The organism is Streptomyces sp. NPDC001933, assembly GCF_042890955.1.
Taxonomy (GTDB): domain Bacteria; phylum Actinomycetota; class Actinomycetes; order Streptomycetales; family Streptomycetaceae; genus Streptomyces.
Map to the genome: position 1 here is coordinate 491,448 of NZ_JBIASS010000005.1, position 23,020 is coordinate 514,467.

Below are 23,020 nucleotides of genomic sequence, written 5' to 3' on the forward strand. Positions count from 1 at the left end.
CCACTCAACGGATGCGCCAAATCCAGCCAGTTCGTCAGAGCGGGCTAAGTCGTGTTCCACGGTGAGTACCCCTTCCCTCACGCCGAGTTGAACGCGGAGTCCGTCGGGCTCGGGTGCTCACCCCTTCGCAAGAACCTGAAGCTGGGCGCCCGGCACGAGCCCCGCCGACACCCGTTCCCGGGCCGGCACCGCCTCGCGGCGGACGGTCCGGAGGCGGCTCCGCGGCCGTCCGGAAGCAGTCCGAAAACGACCAGAATCCGGGCGGGGACGGCTCAGCCGGATGGGTAACGTACGGCCGGAGTGGGAGTCACCGACACGGGGGCGAGGTGGGTGCACTGAGCGGGATCGTGGTCTATCTGCCGCGAAGGAGCGACGACGGCGGAGGGGTACCTTCCGGTGCCCCGGCCGATCCGGTGACGTTGCGGCTGGGTCCGGGGGAAGTGGCGCGTTTCGGGCGGGGCTCCGCGACGACCCCGGTCGAACTGCGCCTCGACGACGAGGCCATCTCCCGGCTGGCCGGCGAGATCCGGGTGACGGACGACCACTGGCAGCTGAGCAACCACAGCACGACCCAGAGCTACCTGGTGGAGAACCCGGAAGGCGCGGGAGAGTATCTGCGGGTCCCGCCCCGGCGGGCCGGCGCCCCCATCCCCTTCGAGTTCTCCCGGGTCGTGCTGCCCACCCGCCGCAACACCACCGTCTCCTTCCAGGTGTTCGCGCCCGACCACGTCTATCTGGACCCCTGCCCGGGCCCCGACGGCGCCGCGGGCCAGTGGGGCAGCCGCACCGTCATGGCGTACTCGCTGGACGAGACGGCCCTCTACTTCCTGATCCTGGTCGCACTCTGCGAACCCCGGCTGCGCGACGAGTCGCCGGTCGCGGTGCCGACCACTCCGCAGATCGTCGAACGGCTCAAGGGGCACGCCTCGTGCGGCCAGTTGAAGGCGCGGGCGGTCAGCTCGCACATCGACTACCTCGCCGAGGAGAAGATGCGGATCAGCGCTCCTGCCGAGCAGGGATCCGGAGGGGCGCGCCGCAACGGAAAGCGGGAGGCCCTCGTCGGGGTCGCGCTGCGGTTCGGGCTCGTACGGGAGGAACACCTGGCGCTGCTGCCGCCCCGTACCACCACGCGCGTCCGGGGGCGGGAGACGGACAGTTGAGCGGCAGGCCCACCGAGGGCCGCGGCCCCCGGGCGGGAAGTGAACGTACGGAGCTGCTTCCGCGCGGCTACCGGGTCGGCGGCTGGGAGGTCACCGAGCCGATCGCGTCCGGCGGCTGGGCAACGGTGTACGCGGGCCGCCCGGTCGACCGCTCACCACAGCGACCGGAGGCGGGACCGGGGTCGGATTCGGGACCGGGTTCGGGGTCGGAGTCGGGGTCGGAGTCGGGGTCGGGGTCGGGGTCGGAACAACGCCTGAACCCCGGGTCGGGGCCGCAATCGCGGCCGGCGGAGGTCGCGCTCAAGTTCCTGCCGACCGCGGGCCTCGCACCGCGTCAGGCCCGCAAGGTCGCGGAGACCGCCCGGCGGGAGGTCGAACTCGGCCACCGGGCCGGCCATCCGAGGCTGATCCGTCTGCTGGACTCCCTCGTGATCAGCGACCCGGACCGGCCGTTCCTGGACGGTGCGATCGTGCTGGTGATGGAGCGGGCCGAACGCAGTCTGCGTGACCTGTTCGATGCCGGGGGTGCCGAAGCGGACGCCGCCCGGCTGTTCGCCGAGATCTGCGAAGGCCTGGCCCATCTGCACCGCAGCGGCTGGGTGCACGGCGACCTCAAGCCGGAGAACATCCTGCTGATGGCCGACGGTGCGCTCAAGCTGTCGGACTTCGGGCTCGCCACCGAACTGACCGGCACCCACGGCACCCACGGGTACGCGCCGCCCATGGGCACCCTGGACTACCTCCCGCCCGAACGCTGGCAGGCCCCGCTCGGCGAGCACGGCGTGGAGGTCCGGCCCAGTGCCGACATCTGGGCCCTGGGCATCATGGTCCACGAGGTGTTCGCCTCCGGTGCCTCGCCGTTCCCCGGCGCGACGCCGGTGGCGCGCGGTGCGGCGGTGCAGGAGTACGCCGACGGGCGCGCACCGCTGCGGCTCGCCGGTGCGCTGCCGCCGTTCTGGCGCGCCCTGGCCGCCGACTGCCTGGCCCCGACCCACGCCGACCGCGCCGAGCACAGCGCCGAGAGCCTCCTCGCGCGCATCACCGCCCGGTCGCCGGCGCCCCGTCCCGCACGCCGCCGGTGGAGGTCCCGCGCCGCCCTGGTGACCGTCGCCGTGTGCTCGGTGGCCGCGACGGTCTGGTCGCACGCCGTCGGGGCCGTCGGCGACGGCGCCTCGGGTGCGAGGAGCGGACCACCGGCCCGGCTCAGGGTGTTCAACGCCGACGACGGGTGCCGGGTACGTACGGACCGGAACCCGCAGTGCAGCCTCGGCCTGGCGATCGACCCGCTTCAGCCGTACACCGTCGACAACGTTGTACCGGTACGGGTGTGGCACGGCGACGTCCTCGCCGTCGACTGCCGCCTCGCCCGGGGGATCCCCATCATCGACGAGTCGGACGCGAGCTCCACCGAGTGGTACCGCGTCCGCCTGCCGGCCGGCTCGACCGCTTCGTCGGCCTCCGCCTCCTCCGCCGCTGCCTCCGCCGTCACCATCGCCTGGCTGCCGGCCGTGCGTACGGCGGACCACCCCCAAGTCCCCGACTGCCCGCGCCCCACGGGCACCCCCGCGCCCACGCCCGTACCCGCGCAAGTACCCACCTCCGTACCCGCGTCCGTGCCTGTCCGTTGAGTTTCGGCGTTCGCGTCGCGGGCTGTCACTCCGGATCGTTCCGGATGTGCGGCCCGGCACCCCGCCACTACTTTCCGGACCGTCGCCAACTCGCCCGAGAACCAACGGACGGAAGAGGAAACAGCCCATGCGTGGCACGCGCTCGCTCCTGCTCGGCGGGGTCTTCGCCCTCGCCTCCCTGGCCGCACCTTCCGGCGCCCTGGCCGCCGAGAACGGCTCGCCGTCCCCCGCGCGGGCCGACGACGCCATCCAGAGTTTCCGCAATCAGGCCACGGGCCGCTGCATGGACGACACCGACAACGGCTTCCGCACGTGGAGCTGCAACGGAAGCAGCCCGCAGCTGTGGACCGTACACACCTGGGACGACGGAACACGCCAGCTGCGCAACATCAACACGGGCCGCTGCATCGAGGACACGGACAACGGGTTCCGTACCGTCGGCACGTGCAGCTCCAGCCCGGAGCAGAGCTGGTGGGTCAAGGTCTGGGCCGACGGCACCGTCCGCTTCCAGAACCAGGCCACCCTGCGGTGCATCGACGACAGCTCGCTGGGCTTCCGCACCTGGGCGTGCAACGACACCCCGTACCAGAGCTGGTCCTGACACCGGCGCCCGGAACTCCACGAGTTCCCGGGTCCCCTCAGTCCCTCCCGTTCTCCTCCAGGCTTTTCCGACACGAAGGAGCAGGCACGTGCGTGGCTCTACCGAACGACGCGCGATACGGAGATCAGCGGTCCTGCTGGTCGCACTGGCCGCCGTGACCGGCCTCGGCAACCCGGCATTCGCGCAGAGCGCGAGCGATGTGCCGGGCCCCCTCGGGCACGCCGCACCGGCCACGCTGTACTGCGACATCCCGGCGGACCGGGACATCGCCGTGACCCGCAAGGTGTACGAGGTCGGGCAGCGCCGCGGCGTGTCCGACAAGGTGATGCTCGCCGGCTTCGAGACGGGCTGGGTCGAGTCCCGGATGAACAACCTGGCGTGCGGGGACCGGGATTCCCTCGGTGTCTTCCAGCAGCGGCCCTCGCAGGGCTGGTGCGAACCCGCCCAGTGCCTCGACGTCGACTACGCGGCGAACAAGTTCTTCGAGGTGGCCCAGCAGATGGAGCCCGACTGGGACACCGCGGGCGAGCTGGCCCAGGCCGTCCAGCGCTCCGCGTACCCCGAGCGCTACCCGCAGGCGGAGGGCTACGCCCGGGAGTTGATGGCCGAGGCGTTCCAGCCGTACGGCACGATCGGCGTGAAGTACGCCGCCCTCGGCGGCCCCAATGGTCCGCTGGGCCGGCCGGTCCGGGCCGAGGAGGACTCCTCGCTCGGCGGGCGGTTCCAGCTCTTCCAGAACGGGATCGTCATCTGGCACCCGGACGAGGCCCACGCGATCTACGGGGACATCCTCACGAAGTTCTGGGACACCGACGCCGAACGCCGCTGGGGCTTCCCGACCACCGACGAAGCCGACGCCGCACAAGCACCCGACGGCACCAAGGGCCGCTACCAGTTCTTCGAACGAGGACTCTTCCTCTGGTCCCCCCAGACCGGCGCCCACACCGTCCACGGCGCCATCTACGACGCCTTCCACGCCGCCGGACACGAAACCGCACTCGGCTACCCCCTCACCGACGAAACCGACGAAGCAGGCGGCGGCAAAGCCCAGAAATTCCAGAAGGCCACCATCCACTGGACCGCCGAAAAGGGCACCTGGATCACCACCAACTGACGGGGAGGCAGTAATGAGATCGATCAGCTCCGTGAGATCGCCCGGATCGCTGGACTTCCGACTGACTCTCCGGCGTGCGCTCGGTGCGGTGACACTGGTCATGGCGGCCCTCGCGGTCATGTTCACCACGGCACCGGCCGCGACCGCGTCGGAGCCGGGCGGGCCGATCGGGCGCGGCGAGGCGATGGACCGCGCGTGGTCGTGGATCGCCGAGCAGGTGCCGTACAGCCAGAGCGGCTGCCACCAGAACCAGTTCGGCTGCTACCGGCCGGACTGCTCGGGCTATGTGTCGATGGCCTGGAACCTCGGTACGTCCCTGACCACGTGGGGCCTGTGGGACGTCACCTTCGACATCCCGGCGAGCGACCTGCAGCCCGGTGACGCCCTGCTGCGCGACTCGGGCGGCACGGACCACGTGGCGCTGTTCCTCCGCTGGGCGGACCCCGCCCACACCCAGCCGGTGGTGCGCGAGGAGTACGACTTCGGGCACGTCGCCGAGGAGCGGGTGTGGGGCGACGGGCTCAGGGGCTTCACGCCCCGCCGGTACAACAACCTGGACGACCTGATCCCGTACGGCACCATCGCGACGAAGTACGACAGCACGGGCGGCCCCAATGGTCCGCTGGGCCGGCCGATCACGGGTGAGCGCGACTCCTCGCTCGGCGGGCGCTTCCAGCAGTTCCAGAACGGGATCGTCATCTGGCACCCGGACGAGGCCCACGCGATCTACGGGGACATCCTCACGAAGTTCTGGGACACCGACGCCGAACGCCGCTGGGGCTTCCCCACCACCGACGAAGCCGACGCCGCACAAGCACCCGACGGCACCAAGGGCCGCTACCAGTTCTTCGAACGAGGACTCTTCCTCTGGTCCCCCCAGACCGGCGCCCACACCGTCCACGGCGCCATCTACGACGCCTTCCACGCCGCCGGACACGAAACCGCACTCGGCTACCCCCTCACCGACGAAACCGACGAAGCAGGCGGCGGCAAAGCCCAGAAATTCCAGAAGGCCACCATCCACTGGACCGCCGAAAAGGGCACCTGGATCACCACCAACTGACCGACGGCCGACCGAGAACCAACTGACCGAGAACCGACCGAGAACCGACCGAGAACTAGGAGATCGCGTTGAGCGAGCAGCACCCCACCCGCCGGAACGTCCTGAAGACCGCCGGCGGGCTCTCCGCGGCACTGGCGCTCGGCGCCGGGGGCGTTCTGGCCACGGCCACGACGGCGAGCGCGGCCAGTGACGGCTTCGGGCTGCACATCGTGAACCACGACGAGCGCGACCGGCGCATGAAGTACTACCGGTTCCAGACCGGCGCGATCGGCTGGAACCCCGGCGTCAACGTCCTGCTCCCCGACGACTACGACACCAGCGGCCGCACCTACCCGGTGCTCTACCTCTTCCACGGCGGCGGCCTCACCTCGGACTTCATCGAGTTCGACCGCGCGGGCGTCCGCGACTGGACCGCCGGGAAGCCGATCATCGTCGTGATGCCCGACGGCGGCCACGCCGGCTGGTACTCCAACCCGGTCAGCTCCAACACCGGCCCCCGGAACTGGGAGACCTTCCACATCGCCCAGCTGCTCCCGTGGATCGACGCGAACTTCCGTACGTACGCCGAGTACGACGGCCGCGCCGTCGCCGGGTTCTCGATGGGCGGCTTCGGCGCGCTGAAGTACGCCGCGAAGTACTACGGCCACTTCGCCTCGGTCAGCGCCCACTCCGGCCCGGCCAGCCTGCGCCGCAATCTCGGCGCGGTCACGCACTGGGCCAATGTGTCCTCCGCCGCCGCGGACCTGGCGGGCGGCACGGTCTACGGCGCTCCGCTGTGGGACGAGGCCCGGGTCAGCGCCGACAACCCGGTCGAGCGCATCGAGAGCTACCGCAACAAGCGGGTCTTCCTGGTCGCCGGGACCGGTGGCCAGGCCGTGCCCTGGTTCAGCCAGATCACCGAGGACAACGTGCTCCAGGGCCAGCGGGAGTTCCGCGGCCTCCTCGACGGGGCCGGCATCCCGTACGAGGCGCACGAGGAGCCCGGCAGCCATGAGTTCCGCGTACCGCTGTTCCTCCGCGACCTCGACGGCATCATCGGGCGCCTCCGCAAGGCCTGACACGGACAACTGCCGTACCCCCGCTTCCCCGTAACCCCGTACCTCACTCTTCGCCCCTCCCCACCCTCAGACACACGGAGAGCCGAACATGCCCACCCCTTCACAGCCCCCACAGCCCTCGCAGCCCTCGCAGCCGGCCCATCGAGCCGCCGCCACCCGCCGGTCGGCGCTCAAGGCAGGCATGGGCTTCGCCCTGGGCGCCGGCCTGCTGGGGGCCGCCCCCGGCGTGGCGGCCGCCGACGACCGGTCCGCCCGGACGGCGGCCGGGCGCCCGGCCGCCCGGCTGCTCCAGACCGGCACCCCGCTGTGCGAGCAGCCCGGTGACTCGGCGAGCGCGCAGGGGCTCGGCTCGGGGGACCTGGCGATCCCGTACTACCGGGAGCACGACAACACCTGGGGCTACGTGTTCGGCGACGCGTTCGGCGGGATCGCCCAGGCCGACCCCTACCTGGGTTCCCCGGTGATCCTGAACCAGGCGAACTTCGACGCCTCCGGCGCGTCCCCGATCTCGTTCTCCTGGGCGATGCCGACCGGGGGCGCCGCCAATCAGTGCTTCGACTACGCGCACTGGGCGGACAACGGGCACGGCTTCGAGATCTCCCGCATCCCCAACGACTGCATCGAATTCGGGGGCCGTACCTACATCCAGTACACGTCCGTGGCCCTGTGGGAGAACATCCCGGCCGGGTACGACGGTTCGCTGATGTCGGGCGTCGCGTACTCGGACGACTACGGCGTGACCTGGCAGGACTACCCGTACCACTGGGCCGGCGACACCCAGGGGACCAACCAGTCCATGTACGGGATGTGGTCGTTCGCGGGCATCGACCCCGACGGCTGGCTGTACATCTTCTCCAAGCACTGGAACGGCACGCACGCGAACACCGCCGACGGCGGAGCGATCCAGCTGTTCCGCATCTGGCCCGACGAGTTCCGCGCGGGCAACTTCGGGGCCCAGGAGAACTGGGCCTTCCTGGACGGCCGTTGGCAGTGGACGAGGGCGGTGGGGCCGTCGGTCATGCTGTCCGGGAACAAGATCGGCGAGTTCTCCGTCAAGCGGATCGGCAACACGTACTGCATGAGCTACTTCGACGTGGACGACTACTCGATCTGCACCCGCACCGCACCCCGCCCGGACGCCGCCTGGACCGCCCCCAAGCCCCAGATCGTCGGCGACGGCCTCCCGCCCCACCACTGGGGCAAGCCCCAACTCCCGTTTCTCTACGGCGGATACATCCACCCCGGCAGCGCGAGCGCCACATCCCTGACCCTGATCGCCTCGCAGTGGCAGTCCGTGAACCACGGCAAGACGCCGTACCGCGTCCTCCAGTACGACGGCATCCGGCCCTGACGCGCAGGGAGCCGCACACGTAACGGCCACACCAGTTCGCCAGGCACATTGGGGCGTCACCGAGCACCACGGTGGCGCCCCGAGCCATGTGCCACCTCCGCCCGCTACGCCTTCGCCGCGCATTCCACCCAGAGCAGCTTCCCGCCCTGCCCCGGCAGCCCGCCCCGCATGGGGTACGCGCCCCAGCACTCCGCGTACAACGTGACGAGGTACAACCCCCGCCCCCGCTCGGCCAGTTCCTCCGGCGCCTGGGCACCCCACCGGAACGGTGCCGGGATGTGCGTATCGCTGTCCCACACACTCATCCGTACGCGGCTGCGCCCGGCGTCGCGCAGCCGGAGCGAGTACGGCCCCGAGGAGTACAGGTACGCGTTGGTGACCAGCTCGCTCGCCAACAGCTCGGCGATCTCGGTGAGTTCGCGCATGCCGTGCACGCGCAGGACGTTGCGGAGGGTGGCACGGGCGACGCCTGGGGCGCGGGGATCCTGCGGAAGTTGGAGGGTGTATGTCCAGGGCGGGGATACCGTGGCACTGACCATGGAAGTCTCCGTTCACGGAGGGAAGTCGGATGGTGCGCTTCGGATTGCCCGGTGACGAGGCCGCTCCGTCGAGCGGGGTACTTCCGGGCGGGTGGCCTGAGACACAGACTAGATTTCCGCAAGGATTGTTTTCACTCAATGACCGGAATCCTTGAGCTGAACCACTCGTGTGAGTGACCGACCGCCTCAGCCTCATTCCAGGAAGGGTTCGAGATGGCAGGCAGGGCCGCCCCTACCGCACGCCGCATCCGGCTCGGTGTCGAGTTGCGCAAGCTGCGGGAACGCGCCGGGATGACCACGACGCAAGCAGCCGACCTTCTCGGCACGAGCTCGGGGCAGCTCAGCAACATAGAGGTGGCGCGCTTCGGCGTGAGCGCCGACCGCGTACGGGTCGCGGCCCACACGTACTCCTGTACCGACCAATCCCTGATCGATGCGCTCGTTGCCATGACAGGCGACCGCAAGCGCGGCTGGTGGGAGGAGTACCGGGAGATTCTGCCGCCCAAGCTGCTCGACCTGGCCGAGATCGAACACCACGGCACCGGACTGCATGCGGCGCATAGCATCCACATTCCCGGACTACTCCAGACCGTTGATCACGCCAGGGAGATCTACCGGCAGGCCGTTCCCGAGCTTTCGCCGCCGGAGATCGAGCACCGCGTCTCGTACCGCGTCAAACGCCAGGAAGTGCTCTACCGGACGAGCCCCATCTCCTACCGAGCCGTTATCCACGAAGCTGCTCTCCGCATGAAGTTCGGCGGGCCGGACATCGCACGGGTCCAACTCCGGCACCTGCTCAAGATGAGCGAACTGCCCCACGCGACCATTCGCGTAATCCCGTTCGAGGCCACGTACTACCCGGGCTCAGGGCAGTCCGTGTACTACGTGCACGGACCGGTGCCCGCGCTCGACACCGCGCAACTCGACCAGTCACACGGACCTGTGTTCATCGATGCAGAGGCCCAGCTAGCCCAGTACCGCCTGCTTCTCGCACGACTCGACGCCGCAGCTCTGGACGCCGGGCAGTCCCAAGAACTCATCCACAAGGTCGCCAGAGACCTGTGAAAGGAGCCGAGATGTCTGCGTACGTCTGGCAGAAGTCGTCCTACTGCGCACAAGGCGAGGCATGCATACACGTAGCTGCCCCCACCCCCGGCACGGTCGACCTCACCGAGTCCGCCGACCCCACCGGAGCGATTCTCCACACCACACCCACCGCCTGGTCCGCCCTCGTACGAACCATCAAGGAGGACCGCACACGTGAGACATCCAGCTCTTGAATGGCAGAAGTCGTCCTACTGCGGCGAGGGTGAGTCCTGCATACACGTAGCCATCCCCACCCCCGGCACAGTCGACCTCACCGAATCCGGCGACCCCACGGGAGCGATACTCCACACCACCCCCGCCGCCTGGTCCGCCCTCGTACGCACCATCAAGGAGGACCGCACCCGTGGCAGAGTGCTGTGATGACCACGGTGACGGTTGAGCCTTTCCTGCCACGGCACGCGTCCGCAGCCGACCTCGCGGCCTGGTGTGCGGTGTTCAGCGACGGCTACAGGGATTCGTCCGGAAGCACGGTCTCGCAATCTGCTCTGGCCGAACGGCTCCTGACCGAGGAGCCACCGGCGATGCGCTGGGCCGCTCGCATCGGTTCCGGCGACGCGGTCAGCGGGGTCGCTCAGCTGCGACCGCAGCCGCACCAGCCGGGTACTGGATTCCTCCGCCTGTTCGTTGCGCCGTCGGCCCGCCGCAACGGCATCGGCTCCGTGTTGCTCCTCGAAGCCGTGCGAGCTGCCGAGGATGCCGGGATGGACCGGCTGCAAAGCACGGTGCTGGCCGGTACTGGTTCCACCGGGGAGTCCTTCGCTCGCACCGTTCCCGGCCTGCGCGTTGTGCTGAACCTCGAACTTCAAGAACAACGGCTCGACCAGGAGTGGGTGCTGGCACGCTGCCGGGAACTGGTGGCGTGCCGGCCTCCCGCCTACCGGCTGGAGCACTGGATCAGATCAGCACCCGAGCAGCTGACCACCTCTTTCGGGCGCGTGATGGGCCATGTACTGGATGCCCCGGGCGCCGCGCTCCAGATGCGGTCCCGGACGTGGGACACCGCTGCGGTACGCGCGTGGGAGGCGACGATGACCGTAGCTGGTGACCAACTGATGGTGAGCGCCGCCGTTCACTCGGCCTCCGGCGAGGTCGTCGCCGCCACAGTGGCCACCGTCCCACCGAGTGGCGGCCCCGTGGCCGACCAGCACGACACCGCCGTCCTCCCCGAACACCGCCGTCAAGGACTGGCCCGATGGATCAAGGCTGAACAAGCCATCCGGCTCCACGAACACTTCCCCGGAGTCCGCGCCGTCACCTCGACCGTCAACCAGGAGAACCTGCCCGTGACAGCGCTGAACCGATCACTGGGATACCGGCCGGTCTCCGGAAGACTGCTGGTGGAAGCACCGGTGGCGGCTGGACATCCAGCCCACGAATAGCAGAAGTCGTCCTACCTGCCTGTCTGCGCCCAGGGCAACTCCTGCGTACGCGTAGCCGACCTGGTAGGCACCACCAAGGAGAACCCCACCCGTGACTGACGCCCCCCGCATCCCGACCGACCTGACCTGGGTCCGCGCCGCCCCCGAAGGCTCGGAGGGCCCCGGCCCCTGGATCGAGATCGCCTTCGGGCCGAATGAGCTCGTCTACCTCCGCGAGACCAGCGACCCCGCCAACATCGTCACGACCACCCGAACGAAATGGGTGGCCTTCACCAAGGGTGTCGTGGCGGGCGAGTTCGACCACTTCGCCGAACCCGCCGGTTAGAGCCGGGCCCTCACCGCCGAAGCGGAGATCCGACCTCTGCCCACGCACGGGCGAACCGCTCGCGGGCGGGCAGAGGACTCCGCGCACATCCATAGCTGCAAACACCTCTCCCGACACCGGCAAGGCTGCGATCAGTACGCATCACCAAGTCATGAGTGAGCCAGTGTTGGCCAATTGCCGATTTGCTGATTGCGCTAGCGACGCCCTGGTTGATAGGGGTGATCAAGCGAACAACCGTTCGCACCGCCCAGGTCAGCTGCATGCGTCCTTGAAGCGGGCCATCGGCCGGATTCAGCAGGACGCAACAATGAGGGGGCCTCCCCATGGTGGGGTGGGATATCAGGCCGCAGGGTGTGCAGGGCCAGTTGAGGGTGGTCGGTACGCATGCGGGTGATCTGGCGAAGGCCCTGACGGCGCTCACGGCGACAGTGTCGGAGGCTGCGCAGGCGGCGGGTACGGCGGTGCCGGGTGCGCAGGCGGTCACGCCTTTGCAGGGCCCGGTGGCTCCGGGGCAGGCTCCGCTGTCGCGTACGGCGATGGGGCCGGTGGCCGCGGCGCTGGGTGAGTATCTGAAGGAGCGCGAAAAGGACTTCCGGTCGATGTCCGAGCGCACCGAGGCCTCGGTTCTGGGTGCGGTGGACGCCACGAACGCGTACTGCCGGGGTGATCTGGAGGCCGCCGAGCACGCCCAGAACGCGGCCAGGGCCGTGCGTCTGGATCTCCTGCGCCACACCGGGGACCGGCGGTGAGCGGCCCCGGGCCGGTCGATCCGGTCGGCATACCGGTCTTCACCGGTGATCTGGCGCTGCTCGACACGAAAGTGACGGCGCTGTCCGGCCATGGCACCGCGATCGTGACGGCTGCCGGTGACGTGCACCGCAGTTTCGGCGGGCTGAGTGCCTTCTACAAGGCGCCCGAGGCGGAGCAGTTGTTCGCGACGACCGCCCCGGTCGCGGCGACCGGGCTGTCTCTGAGTTCGGACCTGTGCGTCATCGCCGGTGCGCTGAGCACCTACTCGGACGACGCGTTCCCTTTGGTGGAGAAGCTCAAGGAGCTGAAGCGGGATGCCGTCGCCTTCCGGGTGAAGGTGGACGGGGACGACAAGTGGCGCGAGGACGGCGACCTGGTCGAGGAGAACAACCAACGCCGCAATGAGATAGCCGAGGTCTGGGCCGCGTTCCAGGAGGTGGAACGGGCCTGTCACGCCAAGATCGTCGCCCTGGTCGGCGGTACGGCCCTGAAAACCGGTGACGGCTCCGGCAAGCAGGGCACCTACGGGTACGACGCCGAGGCCCTCAAGCAAGCGGAGAGCCTGCCCTGGGGCGAAGCCGTCGAGGAGTCGACACCCTGGTGGCAGGTGTGGGAGCACGCCTACGACTTCGGCAAGGGCTTCCTCGTCGACGGGGTCTGGGGCACGATCAAGGGCCTGGGGACCCTGGTCGGTGTCGAGGGCGGGGACGCAGCTGGAGAGGCCTGGACCGGTCTGGCCAAACTCGCCACCGGGCTCTCCCCCGTCGCCCAGCTCGTCCTGCACACCCTGCCCGGCGACAAATACTCGGCCTGGATACAGGACTCCCGCAAGGCGGTGAGGGAGACCGGCAAGGCCCTGGTGGCCTGGGACCAGTGGGGCAGCAACCCCTCCCGCGCCGCCGGAGCGGTCACCTTCAACGTCCTGACCACCGTCTTCACCGGCGGCACCGGCGGCGCAGCAGCAGGCGCGGGCAAAGCCGGCCTGGCAGCCAAGGCCCTCTCCCTCACCAGCAAGACCGCCCGCGCCGTGGACCCCATGACCTACGTCTTCAAGGGCGCGGGCGCCGGGCTGACCCGCATCGGCGACGTGATGGCCGGCCTCAAGGGCCTGGGACGCATCGAACTCCCCCCGCTCCCCGACCATGTCATCACCCTCCCCGAAGGCACCCTCCGCCTCCCTGGCAACACCTTCCACCTCCCCGAAGGCGCCACCGTCCCCGAAGGCGCCACCGTCCTCACCAACGACACCATCCGCCTCCCCGAAGGCGCCGTAGCACTCCCCGAAGGCACCGTCAGGCTGCCCACTGGCCCCGGCGAACCAATCCGTTACTTCGACAACGAGCACAACCTCCTCGACGAGAACGGCAATGTTCTGCAGAAGGCCGAGGACATCCAACGCGAAGGCTCCCCGGACAACCGCCCAACCACGACCAGTTCGGGTGCTCCCCGCGTCGGCTCCCCCAGCAGGCAGCCCGTTCTCGCCGGTGCGGGCGGGCAAACGGCCGACAGTTCCATCAAGTTGGGTAGCAGCGTCGGCAATAACCTCGGAGACGCAGGCCGCGTTGAAGATGGCCTCAACAGCCCCACGGCACACGTCGGCGACCACTTCTCCGGAGGCCACGCGGACGACCTCGACTACGGTCCCTCGGGCAGCCACGAGCCGTCCGCCGAGGCCGGCCACGGCAACGGCCCTGGCAGGGGTGCTGCAGGTGACCAAGGCGATGGCCACAGGGCGAGCGGACTCGATGGCCCCTCCGGCGGGCACAACGAAGGCACAAGCAGAGGCCGCGAAGCGCCCACGGGCGGCAACGGGCCTGCCCACCACACCCGGACGCCGGGCACTGGCCCCGCCATCGGCAGCGATCTGCCCACCGGCTCCGGCTACGCCGGCCCTCCAGGCACCGGTAGCCACAGCGGCGCCCCCCACATCGGCGACGGCGCGATCCCACCGCAACGCCAGCCCGTGCCACGCCCCAACTTCATGCACGACGGCGCCAACCCCTACAGTTCGCGTCGTCCGCTCACGCTGGAGCAGATCGAGGAAATCCAGGTCTACCGGGCCAACGAAGAGCCTGGGTACTTCGATCGTTACTACAGGAAAGACGGAACCCGCGTAAGGGTGGAGAGGCGCGACCTGAGCGGGTTCGCTCCACCTCAGCTCACTCGCCTGTCGGAAAATAGCCCATGGATCCGCGCCAAGGATGTTCCTCCTCCTCCCGCCCCTCACTACCTGGATGACGGATATATTTCCGTAAATGCGGACACAGTCACAAGCAAGATCAGATCAAGGATCCTGGAAGAGTCCGCGCAGAAGCGCCACTTCGCCATCCAGTGGGACAACCTGGTAACAGACTGGAAGGCAGATGCGGCCAAGGCCCACAAAATTCATGGAACGCATGAAACGGCCGGACTCTGGGGGGAAGCGAAAGGCACATACAAAGAATCCCATACCCGGATGGGAAATGCCACCGAGGAATTCGGGGAAACGGTAGCAGAGCACCATTACATGGCCGAGCAACATCCGGGGTTTCAGAAAGAAGAACTCCTTGGCCCGAAGAACGGAAACGACCAGTTCGATCAAGTGTGGACACACGAAGATGGCCGTGTCGTAGTCATCGAGGCCAAGAGCAGTACGACGACCGACCTCGGAAGAAGGACCCTGCCCAACGGTAAGCAAGTTTCCCAAGGAAGCCGCGAGTACTTCCTTGACATCATCGAGAGAATGAAGGAGCGAGGCGAGTACGAGACCGTTGAGGCCCTGGAGAATGCAATGAAATATCGCAAGCTAGAGTATGTTGCCGTCAAGGGTGCGAAAAATTCGGGTATATACAATGGCTATTATTACCGGCGATTCGACATCAGCAAGGAGTCCCTTCCGTGACCGTAGCCTTTGCCCGACATGACATGCCTGGCGGCCCCGAAGCCGAGCGGTTCACGGAGCGAACGGACAATTACCTGTTCAGAAGCATCAACCGTCTCGAAGAGTCGACGGACGTGATCGACTCCGTGCTCGGCACGGCCGTCCTGTCCCTGCGTGCCCATTGCGTCGTCGACCCGAGGGCGGCAGCAGTGGAGACCTGGGAGGCCACGGTCAACGCCATGCAGGTGAGCTCGGCACTCTTCGCCGTGACAGGGATGAACGAAGGAACCGTCGAATGCCGCATCAACCGGAAACTGCGTAACCTCCCGGCAGCCGTGGGCCCGCGGTCGTCCGCCGACGCGGGCAACTGGCTGATGGCGTTCTGGCTCGCCGTCATCTGCCGCGAGCAGCAACGGATGACGCAACTGTGCGAGATTCCTCTGGAGCGGCTACGTGCTCCGGAAGGGGCGTACGACGAGTACATCTATCACTGGGTCGACACACTTCAGACCTACTGGCTGCGGCGACCAGGGCTGGTAGAGAAGCTCACCGCCGCGATCCAGATGTCGGACCCCTCAGTCGCACGAATCGCCCCGCTCGACCTTCTGCAAGGTCAGCTGTATCCGCCGATCAACCTCTTCTACCACTTCGTCACCAGGGACACCGAAGGCTTCACCCCCGCCCTCATCGAAGCCCTGAAACTGCACCAGGCGTACTGGACTCTGACCGAAGAACGGACAACCGACATCAAGGGCGCCATCGCCCTCGGGCCGCTGGCCATCGCCTGTCTCGCCTACGACGGAAAATTCCCCATCGGCGTCGAATCCGACTACCTTCCCAAGCACCTTCTCCAGCACAGCTGGCTCGGCGAATTCCCCACCTGAGACCCCCGGCGACGCCGTAGTACCACCGGAAGACACGGTCAGTTCTTCGCCCCGGTCAAGCAATCTGCATAAATCAGCACAGGAGAAGAAACGCGTTGGTCTCGATCATTCTCCGCCACCCCTTCCCCGCGGAGCACGCGGAAGGGGGCATCTCTGTTCTCCAGGAGAGCGCTGACAGGTGGATCGACGGGCTGGAGACGGACTCCACCGGCCTGGGCGAGGCCCTCGACACCTGCCTCATGGTGGCCAAAGGACACTGCCTGCTGAACCCGCGAGGATCGCTCTTTCCCACCTGGAACGCCTGGGTGAACGCGATGCAGCTCGGCTCCGCCGTGTTCGCCGCCGCGACCACGACCGAGGGCCACGTCCAGTGCCGCATCGCGCACAAGGACCGCATCCTCCAGGCCACCGGCCCGCAGCCGTACGTGGGTCCGAGCACCTGGCTCATCGCCTTCTACCTCGCCGTGGTGTGCCGGGAACGGGACAGGATCACGACCCTGTGCCGAGTGCCCCTGTCTCTGCTGCGGGAGAACGGTGCACACTACGAGGAGTTCGAGTACGCCTGGATCGACGCTCTCCAGACCTACTGGCTCGGCGGCGACGACCTCGGCTCAAAACTGGTGGCCGCCATCGGCGGCGCGGACTCGGACACCAGCGCCGACCAGGAGGTGGTGGGCAAGCTCCTCTACCCGCCGATGGAGATGTTCCACCGGATCGTCCGCAATGACCACGTGGGCTTCAACCGCGCTCTCGCCGCCGCCCTCCAGTGGCACAAGGAGTACTGGTCCCACGAGGACCGGGCCAACCTGGTCACGGGCCTCGTCGCGCTCGCGCCGCTGGCCATGGCCTGCTTCGCCCACGACGCGGGCATCCCCATCGAAGTCGAGTCCGAGTACCTGCCCGCCACCCTTCTGGGACGCAATTGGTGCGGCGAATTCCCCACGTAAGGCCCACATGACCACCGCCGTTCCCCGCCACGCGTTCCATACGGACAACACGGCCAAGGACATGGCGCGCGGCCTCAACGCCCCGCTGCGCGCACGCAAGTTGCCCGGCGACATCTGGCGTTGACGGTGACGGCGCCGGGCGGGCCTCACCGCCGAGAGGAGCCGATGTCCGCCCAGACGCCGGCGAACCGTTCGTGCACGGGTGGTGGGACGGCGGCGGACGGAGTCGTCGGGGCGGGGAAAGGTACTGGGCGCGGGGCCTTCGCGGCGGTGAGTTCCTTTCGGACGGCGCGGTGGTGGTCGAGGGTCCAGGCGTTCCAGCGGCGTACGGTGCGGTCGGCCGGGCGGTCGAGGGCATGCAGCTGGAGATGGAGGGCCGCCGCGTCGCGGCTGACGCCCAGGGACGCGGCCACCTCGTCCACCAGGGCCGGGACGCCGAAGAGCGGGTTGGACTCGTACTGGCCGGGCGGGACCGGGGTGACCGTCGAGCGGTCGGCCAGGGCGCGCAGGGCGGTGAGGTGGCCGGCGGGGAAGGCGTCCGCGAGGTGGTCGAGGAGGGCGCGGGCGCCCGCTGCGGCCGGGTCGCCGACCGGACGCTCGGTGAACGCCCAGGTGAGGGCGGTGACGGCGGCCCGTATCCCGTCGGCGTCCAGTGGGGACGGGGATTCCGCCAGGCGGCCGGCGAGCAGGGCGGTGGCCCAGGGCGCGGGCAGGTCGTGGTCCTTGGCCAGCGCGGCGGCATGGCTGCCGTCGTCGGCGTACGGGGTGACCGCGACCCGTTCGGACCACTCGGTGGCCATCCGGTCCGCGGCTGCGGTCATCCCGCCGGGCTCCCAGAGGTCCGCCGGGTCGACGGGGACCGCGGCGGCAAGCACGGCACGCCGGCCCTCCGGGCCGAGGTTCATCCGCGCGACGTCGTACGCGTGCGCCAGGGTCCGGTCGGCCTTGTACGGCTTGGCGCGGCAGAGCTTGAGGTGGACCGCGTAGTCGTCGCTGCCGGCGAAGCCGTCGAGGACCAGGGCGGCGATCGCGCGCGGCACCCCCGTACGCCACCTGAACAGGTCCACGGCCTCCTCGGGCACCGGCAGCGGGCCGCGTTCGGCAAGCAGGGCCAGCAGGCGGGGCAGCCTCGTGGTGTCGTCGCCCGCGATGGTGCGGGTCTCGGACTCCTCGGCACCGGCGGGCGCCGGGTCGGCGGCCGGCTGGAGGAAGGGGACGAGGTCGCTGCGGACCGGGCCGGAGGCCACCGGGGCGCCGGACGAGCGGAGTTCGGCGATCCCGGACTCCGGGGCGCGGCCGGTGCGCCAGGTGGTGCCCGGCTCCGCGAACGGCTGGCGGCTCCACACGCCGAGCAGCGCGGTCAGTGCCCGCCGGTGCTCGTCGGGGGTGGCGGCGACAGCGGCCCGCCAGGCCACGGCGTCGATCCGGCCGGTCAGTACCGCCCATTCGGTCGGAGGGGCGGGCAGGGCCAGCACCCGTACCTCGTCGTCGATCTCGCCGCGCAGATAGCGGCCGTCGGCGGCGACCGCGGTGAGGAGGGCGGGCTGCGGCTGCGGCGGCCGTTCCTCGTACCCCCGGAACTGGGCCAGCAGGCCGTGCAGGGCCGGGACGAGCCGGGTGTCGGGCTCCGGATCGGGCAGTTCGACGACCGGTCCGGAGCGCATGACGGCCACCCGGTGCGACAGCTCGCGGCGGCGGCGCAGCACATCGGCGGCGAGCCGCACGGCGCGGGCCACGCCCTGCCGGATCCGGGGGTCGGTCACCCCGGCCGGTGCGTCCCCGGAGCCGGACGGCGACAGCAGTTCGCGGACGGCCTCCTCGGTGACCGCGCGCAGCGCACGGGAGGAGGGCTCGTCGCGCGGGGTGAGGAAGTGCCAGAAGGCGGGCGGCGGTACGGGACCGGCCTGCTCGCCGAGGGTGGGCCGGATCCGCCCGGTGCGGTGGCTGCCGGGGAAGCCCCGGACCTGCCAGAGCAGCGAGTTGTCCTCGGCGGCGTGGCAGCGGACGGTGGTGCTGCCGACCACGACGGCGTCCTCACCGCCGGCCGGGAGGCCGAGGATGCCCCACGGGCGGCGGCCCCAGGTGGCGGTGCGGTAGGACGCGGTGCGGCCGTCGATGGACTCCAGCTCGAACTCGCGGGGCGAGGGACCGGCGTACGGCGTGCGGTAGTTGACCCGGCAGCCGGTGAGCCGGCCGTCCTGGCCGAGGGGGGACTGCGGGGCGCCGGGCGGCAGTTCGGCGAGGATGCGATGGTCGGGGAAGGGCCTGGTGCCGTCCGGGAGCGAGTCGGGGGTGTGGAAGCCGGGCAGGGTGTGGTCGGTGGCGGGCGCGCCGGTGGCGGGGTCCGTCCGGAGCCATCCGCCGCGGCGGTCCTCGCTGAACACCTCGGTGCTCCAGAAGTGCCGGCCGTCGTACATCTGGTAGTCGTGGTGGCCGGCTCCCGTGGTGTCGCCGGGCCGCAGGATCTTCTCGCCGTCGAACCGGCCGCCGCCGTCCGGGGTCTGGAACTGGTAGCCGAGGCCGCCCCGGATGCTGCCGCCGTAGGGGCGCAGCCCGTAGGAGTCTTCCGGTACGAACGTGTCGGCGGGGCTGCCCGACCAGTACGCCGTGCAGATGCCGTGCTCGTCGCCCGAGCCGGTCCAGGCGACGAGGAACTGGCCGCCGACCCAGTGCACCGTGGGGTGGTGGGCGCCTTCCGGCAGCTCAAGGGTGTGCTCGCCGCGCCGGCCCGCGTGGTCGACGGCGAACGCGCGGGTCTCCCCGTACAGCGTGAGCACCGGCCAGGTGGAGGTGACGTGCACCGTCTCGTCCGGCCGGAATTGGGCGAGGGCCTCCTCCAGGGCGGTCCAGCCCAGCTCCTCGGGCAGCCCGGCGCGCAGGGCGCGGGCCAGCGGGCCGGTGAGGTCCAGCGCGTCGAGGGCCTCCTCGATGCCGTCAAGGGCGATGGCGGTGGGCCGGTCGAGGAGGCCGTGCAGCTCGTCCACGGCTTCGTCGGCCGCGGCGAGCCCGCCGCCGCGCAGGCTGTCGAGCAGCTTCTCGACCCGGCCGTGCACCTCGGCCGCGATGCCCGGATTGTGCGGGAGCCGGCTGATGGCGGTGCCTCCCCGGGACCGGAGCCCGGCGTGCACCGTGCCTTCGAGCCGGGAGCCGAACACGGGGTCGGCGGCGAGGGCCCTGAGATCGCGCCTCGCGTCCTCGTCCCAGAACTCCAGGGAAATCGTGGGGCCCGGGTCGTGGACGGGGATGCCCTCGGCGAGGCAGACGTCGAGCAGGTCGGCGTCCAGGTGCGGCCACCGGTAGCGGTCCTCGTGGAGCCGGACCGGGGTGCCGTCCTGCTTCAGCAGCGGCGCGAACCGGGCCACCAGATCGAAGAGTTCGACGGGCATGGCCTGGCGGGTCACCCCGCCACCGGCGACGGTCCGGTGGGAGTACCGGGTGGCGTACCGCCGCAGCCACTCGCCGAGGCCGCCCTCCGGGGTGATCCGGCCGGCCGCGGCGGCGTCGGCGGCGCCGCAGCCGATGAGCAGCCGCAGCCAGGCGGCCGCGTCGTTCTTCGACTCGGGGAACAGATCGAGCAGGGCGGCGGCCCGGTCGTCGGCCGGCGGGTGGGCGGAGAGCGGGCCGAGCGCCGCGTCGAGCAGCCGGTCCGGCACGGCCTTGCCGGCAGCGGACGCGAGCACCTCGCCCAGCACCCGCGCCTCCTCGTCGGCTCCGAGCCCCGCCGCGCGCACGGAATCCCGGACCCGGCGGGCCAGATCGGCGGGCAGCTCGCCCGGTGACGCCGCCCAGGTGGTCAGCAGCCGCATGAACTCGCGGTGCGCGTCGCCCGGCTCGAACACCTCGGCCAGCCAGGCCGGGGCGCCGCTGAGTTCGGTGGCGGGAAGCGCGCCGAAGCGGGCGAACAACTGAAGGTTCGCCAGCCGCCAGTCCGGGTCGACGGGCAGCCCGTGGGTGCGCTCCGCGGTGCGCGCGTTCCCGTACGCACGCGCGGCGGACCGGCGGTGCGTATCCAGCATCCAGTGCCCGATGGTGTCCCAGAACCAGGGCAGATGGGCGGCCGGCAGGCCCCGCGCCAGGCGCTCCGTCTCGTCCATGAACCGTCCGGGCTTCTCCCAGGCCCGGTGCCGGCCGCTGTCCGCCCGCTCCAGCACTTCACGGGCACCGGCCTCGGCACCGGGAACCCGGGCGCGCGCCCAGTCGGCGTACGTCTCGGAGATGCGGTGATTGGCCGGGAGCGGGACGGGAGTTCCGGTGCTGCTGGTCATGTGTACGAGTCTGGCAGGCGGTACTGACAACGGCCCCCGGCGCCTGCCCCGGACACCGGGACCACGGGCCTTTTGCAGGGTCCCGCCATGCCTGACTTCCGCGACTTCAACTTCAAGCTGCCGGTCATCGAGAAACTCATGTACGGGGACAGGACACTCACCCCGGCCTTCAGCATCGACGAGTGCCTGCGGGCCAAAGGGATCCCCGACCCGCAGCTCTACGCGTTCGACAACGATCTCGCCCACACGGTGCTCGACGAGGCCCACGCCCACTTCGAGGCACTGGAGATCAGCGAGGAACTGCTTGCGACGCTGGACACCCTCGTCATCGACGGCGGGCTCCAGGTGTACTACGAGTGCTCCCCGGTCTGGGACGGCGAGGACGACCTGTTCGACGTGGGCTCGCTCGACGACCTCGACCTGCTGCCGAACCTGCGGCGGATCAGCGGCGCCCGGGACTGCGGGCTGGGCATCCCGTTCAAGGAGGAGATCCTCGCGGCCCGGGACATCGTCTCCGACTGACGCACCGTCTCGGGGAGGCGTACGCCCTTTCGATGGCACGGCACGGCATGGCATGGCATGGCATGGCATCAGGTAATCGGACCACGTGTTCGGCCCCCGTGGCGCGGGCATGATCAACGGCATGAACGACGGCATGAACGACGAGCCGGGCCGGATCCTCCGCTGGAACTTCTTCATCGGCGGCCACCTGAGTGCGTCGGTCCCCGTACGCCTCGTCGAGCGCACCGACCGGGGCCAGCTGGTGTGGATGGAGACCGGCACCCCTATGTGGCGTACGGAACTTCCGAACGGGGCGCACCTGCGGGACATCGCGCCCGACGACCGCCCGCCCGGCGGCTACCCGGTGGTCGCCGACCGCTGGCCGATGGGCAGCGCGCTCTTCTACCAGCCGGCCGGCGCGGCGCACTCGGTGCTCTGGCTGTTCGGCCGCAGACGGAAGTTCCGTGGCTGGTACGTGAACCTGGAGCGCCGGATCCATCGCGGTGACGACATCGACATCACCGACCACGAACTCGACATCAACGTCGCGCCGGACCGGAGCTGGCGATGGAAGGACGAGGAGTCCTTCGCCGAGAAGACCGGTCACCCCGTCTACTGGTCGGCTGACGAGGCCTCGGCGATCCGGGACGAGGGCGCCTCGGTGGCCCGGCTCGCCGAGGCCGGAACGTTTCCCTTCGACGGCACCTGGTGCGATTTCCGGCCGCCGTCCTCCTGGACCACGCCGCCCCGGCCGCCCGTCCCACGCCATCCGCTTCTCTGACCGGCCCCTGCTCCGACCGGATCCGGGGCGTTGACCAGGGCGTGTGCAAAATTCTCGGCCAGGGTGGCGGGATGGCAATCATTGCCCGGGGTCACACCCCGTGATACACAGAGTAACCATACGTATTCGGTCATACATCGATTCGATCCGCAGGTCAGGGTGGTCGGACCGGTCAAATGTGCGGGATCCGGGTAAAGAGAGCCGCCAAGCCGTCGTGCGAGAGCAGTTTCATCAGCGAAGATAGAGAGCGACCCGTGCCGTGTGGCAGGGGCAATGAACTACCCAACAGGGGCGGTGACTTACATGATCCTGGCAGCTGAAAAGGGCGACATCACCACCATCATCGGCGGAATCGCCCCGAACTGGGGGCCGTTCGGGACCTTGGGCAACGAGGCCCGCGTAATGATCGAGGTCGTGATGGCCATCGCCATCCTGCTCTGCCTCGGCATCGCGGTCTGGGGTGCGGCGAAACAGCGCATCGGTGCGACGGCACTGCGCGACACGTTCAGCGCCGAGCAGGGCAAGGGGCTGATCGTTGCTGGTCTGACCGGTGTGTTCATCATCGGATCGCTCGGAACCCTGTTCACCATCGTCTACGGAATGGCCGTCTGACCGGCTGTCATTCCACGCCAGGGGCAGTCCCGCCCACCCCCACACCACCCGTCCGTCGTGCCCACCGGCAGAGGTTGCGTCCCCTGATGTCGAGT

General features: G+C 69.6%; 21 protein-coding genes. 19 read left to right on the forward strand and 2 right to left on the reverse strand.

What is annotated here, in order from left to right:
* The first annotated feature begins 335 nt into the window (after nt 1-335).
* The 7 genes from ACFYY7_RS16170 (at nt 336) to ACFYY7_RS16200 (ending at nt 7,975) form a co-directional block, all read left to right on the forward strand.
* Entirely contained in the window at nt 336-1,160 is an 825-nt protein-coding gene (locus tag ACFYY7_RS16170) for a serine/threonine protein kinase (RefSeq protein ID WP_388662034.1), read from the forward strand.
* Nucleotides 1,157-2,788, forward strand: a complete 1,632-nt coding sequence (locus ACFYY7_RS16175) for a serine/threonine-protein kinase (RefSeq protein WP_388661953.1) — start codon at nt 1,157-1,159, stop codon at nt 2,786-2,788. The genes ACFYY7_RS16170 and ACFYY7_RS16175 overlap by 4 nt, the downstream gene beginning before the upstream one ends.
* Nucleotides 2,789-2,915: 127 nt before the next feature.
* Nucleotides 2,916-3,389: an RICIN domain-containing protein gene (locus ACFYY7_RS16180; RefSeq protein ID WP_388661955.1), complete on the forward strand. Its 474-nt coding sequence runs from the start codon at nt 2,916-2,918 to the stop codon at nt 3,387-3,389.
* Between the two features lie 88 nt (nt 3,390-3,477).
* The gene (locus ACFYY7_RS16185) at nt 3,478-4,503 is read left to right on the forward strand and encodes an LGFP repeat-containing protein (protein ID WP_388661957.1); all 1,026 of its coding nucleotides are present in this window, start codon (nt 3,478-3,480) and stop codon (nt 4,501-4,503) included.
* A 100-nt stretch (nt 4,504-4,603) separates the two neighbouring features.
* Nucleotides 4,604-5,566 (forward strand): hypothetical protein, encoded by a 963-nt coding sequence (locus ACFYY7_RS16190; RefSeq protein ID WP_388662036.1) that lies wholly within the window; start codon nt 4,604-4,606, stop codon nt 5,564-5,566.
* A gap of 68 nt (nt 5,567-5,634) precedes the next feature.
* Nucleotides 5,635-6,624 (forward strand): alpha/beta hydrolase, encoded by a 990-nt coding sequence (locus ACFYY7_RS16195; RefSeq protein ID WP_388661958.1) that lies wholly within the window; start codon nt 5,635-5,637, stop codon nt 6,622-6,624.
* A gap of 88 nt (nt 6,625-6,712) precedes the next feature.
* Entirely contained in the window at nt 6,713-7,975 is a 1,263-nt protein-coding gene (locus ACFYY7_RS16200; RefSeq protein WP_388661960.1) for a DUF4185 domain-containing protein, read from the forward strand.
* A 104-nt stretch (nt 7,976-8,079) separates the two neighbouring features.
* Here the strand turns inward: ACFYY7_RS16200 and ACFYY7_RS16205 are convergent, their stop codons facing one another.
* Nucleotides 8,080-8,514, reverse strand: coding sequence for an ATP-binding protein (locus ACFYY7_RS16205; RefSeq protein ID WP_388661962.1), 435 nt, complete (start codon nt 8,512-8,514; stop codon nt 8,080-8,082).
* Nucleotides 8,515-8,727: 213 nt separating this feature from the next.
* Between ACFYY7_RS16205 and ACFYY7_RS16210 the strand changes: the two genes are divergently transcribed.
* From ACFYY7_RS16210 to ACFYY7_RS16250, 9 genes are all read left to right on the forward strand, one after another.
* Nucleotides 8,728-9,579, forward strand: a complete 852-nt coding sequence (locus ACFYY7_RS16210) for a Scr1 family TA system antitoxin-like transcriptional regulator (protein ID WP_388661963.1) — start codon at nt 8,728-8,730, stop codon at nt 9,577-9,579.
* 11 nt (nt 9,580-9,590) lie between these two features.
* A complete protein-coding gene (locus tag ACFYY7_RS16215) occupies nt 9,591-9,794 on the forward strand; it encodes a DUF397 domain-containing protein (RefSeq protein WP_388661965.1) in 204 nt (67 codons plus the stop codon).
* Nucleotides 9,775-9,981: a DUF397 domain-containing protein gene (locus ACFYY7_RS16220; protein ID WP_388661967.1), complete on the forward strand. Its 207-nt coding sequence runs from the start codon at nt 9,775-9,777 to the stop codon at nt 9,979-9,981. The genes ACFYY7_RS16215 and ACFYY7_RS16220 overlap by 20 nt, the downstream gene beginning before the upstream one ends.
* Nucleotides 9,981-11,000, forward strand: coding sequence for a GNAT family N-acetyltransferase (locus ACFYY7_RS16225; RefSeq protein WP_388661969.1), 1,020 nt, complete (start codon nt 9,981-9,983; stop codon nt 10,998-11,000). Before ACFYY7_RS16220 ends, ACFYY7_RS16225 begins: the two co-directional genes overlap by 1 nt.
* A 91-nt stretch (nt 11,001-11,091) precedes the next feature.
* Nucleotides 11,092-11,325: a DUF397 domain-containing protein gene (locus tag ACFYY7_RS16230; RefSeq protein WP_388661971.1), complete on the forward strand. Its 234-nt coding sequence runs from the start codon at nt 11,092-11,094 to the stop codon at nt 11,323-11,325.
* Between the two features lie 323 nt (nt 11,326-11,648).
* Complete coding sequence (locus ACFYY7_RS16235) at nt 11,649-12,074, forward strand: DUF6507 family protein (RefSeq protein ID WP_358949485.1); 426 nt, start codon at nt 11,649-11,651, stop codon at nt 12,072-12,074.
* Nucleotides 12,071-14,956 carry a hypothetical protein gene (locus ACFYY7_RS16240; protein WP_388661973.1) on the forward strand — a complete coding sequence of 962 codons (2,886 nt, stop codon included), beginning with the start codon at nt 12,071-12,073 and terminating at the stop codon, nt 14,954-14,956. The genes ACFYY7_RS16235 and ACFYY7_RS16240 overlap by 4 nt, the downstream gene beginning before the upstream one ends.
* Nucleotides 14,953-15,819 (forward strand): immunity 49 family protein, encoded by an 867-nt coding sequence (locus ACFYY7_RS16245; RefSeq protein WP_388661975.1) that lies wholly within the window; start codon nt 14,953-14,955, stop codon nt 15,817-15,819. Before ACFYY7_RS16240 ends, ACFYY7_RS16245 begins: the two co-directional genes overlap by 4 nt.
* A 95-nt stretch (nt 15,820-15,914) precedes the next feature.
* Nucleotides 15,915-16,766, forward strand: a complete 852-nt coding sequence (locus ACFYY7_RS16250; RefSeq protein WP_388661977.1) for an immunity 49 family protein — start codon at nt 15,915-15,917, stop codon at nt 16,764-16,766.
* A gap of 146 nt (nt 16,767-16,912) precedes the next feature.
* On the opposite strand, the gene ACFYY7_RS16255 is transcribed toward ACFYY7_RS16250, so the two are convergent.
* On the reverse strand, nt 16,913-21,031 hold the full coding sequence (locus ACFYY7_RS16255; protein ID WP_388661979.1) for a hypothetical protein: 4,119 nt from the start codon (nt 21,029-21,031) through the stop codon (nt 16,913-16,915).
* Nucleotides 21,032-21,118: 87 nt separating this feature from the next.
* Here ACFYY7_RS16255 and ACFYY7_RS16260 point away from each other — a divergent pair, with 87 nt between their 5' ends.
* The 3 genes from ACFYY7_RS16260 (at nt 21,119) to ACFYY7_RS16270 (ending at nt 22,925) form a co-directional block, all read left to right on the forward strand.
* Nucleotides 21,119-21,553 (forward strand): DUF6892 domain-containing protein, encoded by a 435-nt coding sequence (locus tag ACFYY7_RS16260; RefSeq protein WP_388661981.1) that lies wholly within the window; start codon nt 21,119-21,121, stop codon nt 21,551-21,553.
* Between the two features lie 121 nt (nt 21,554-21,674).
* Nucleotides 21,675-22,313, forward strand: a complete 639-nt coding sequence (locus ACFYY7_RS16265; protein ID WP_388661983.1) for a DUF402 domain-containing protein — start codon at nt 21,675-21,677, stop codon at nt 22,311-22,313.
* A gap of 303 nt (nt 22,314-22,616) precedes the next feature.
* Entirely contained in the window at nt 22,617-22,925 is a 309-nt protein-coding gene (locus tag ACFYY7_RS16270; RefSeq protein ID WP_018101695.1) for a hypothetical protein, read from the forward strand.
* The last annotated feature ends 95 nt before the right edge of the window (nt 22,926-23,020 follow it).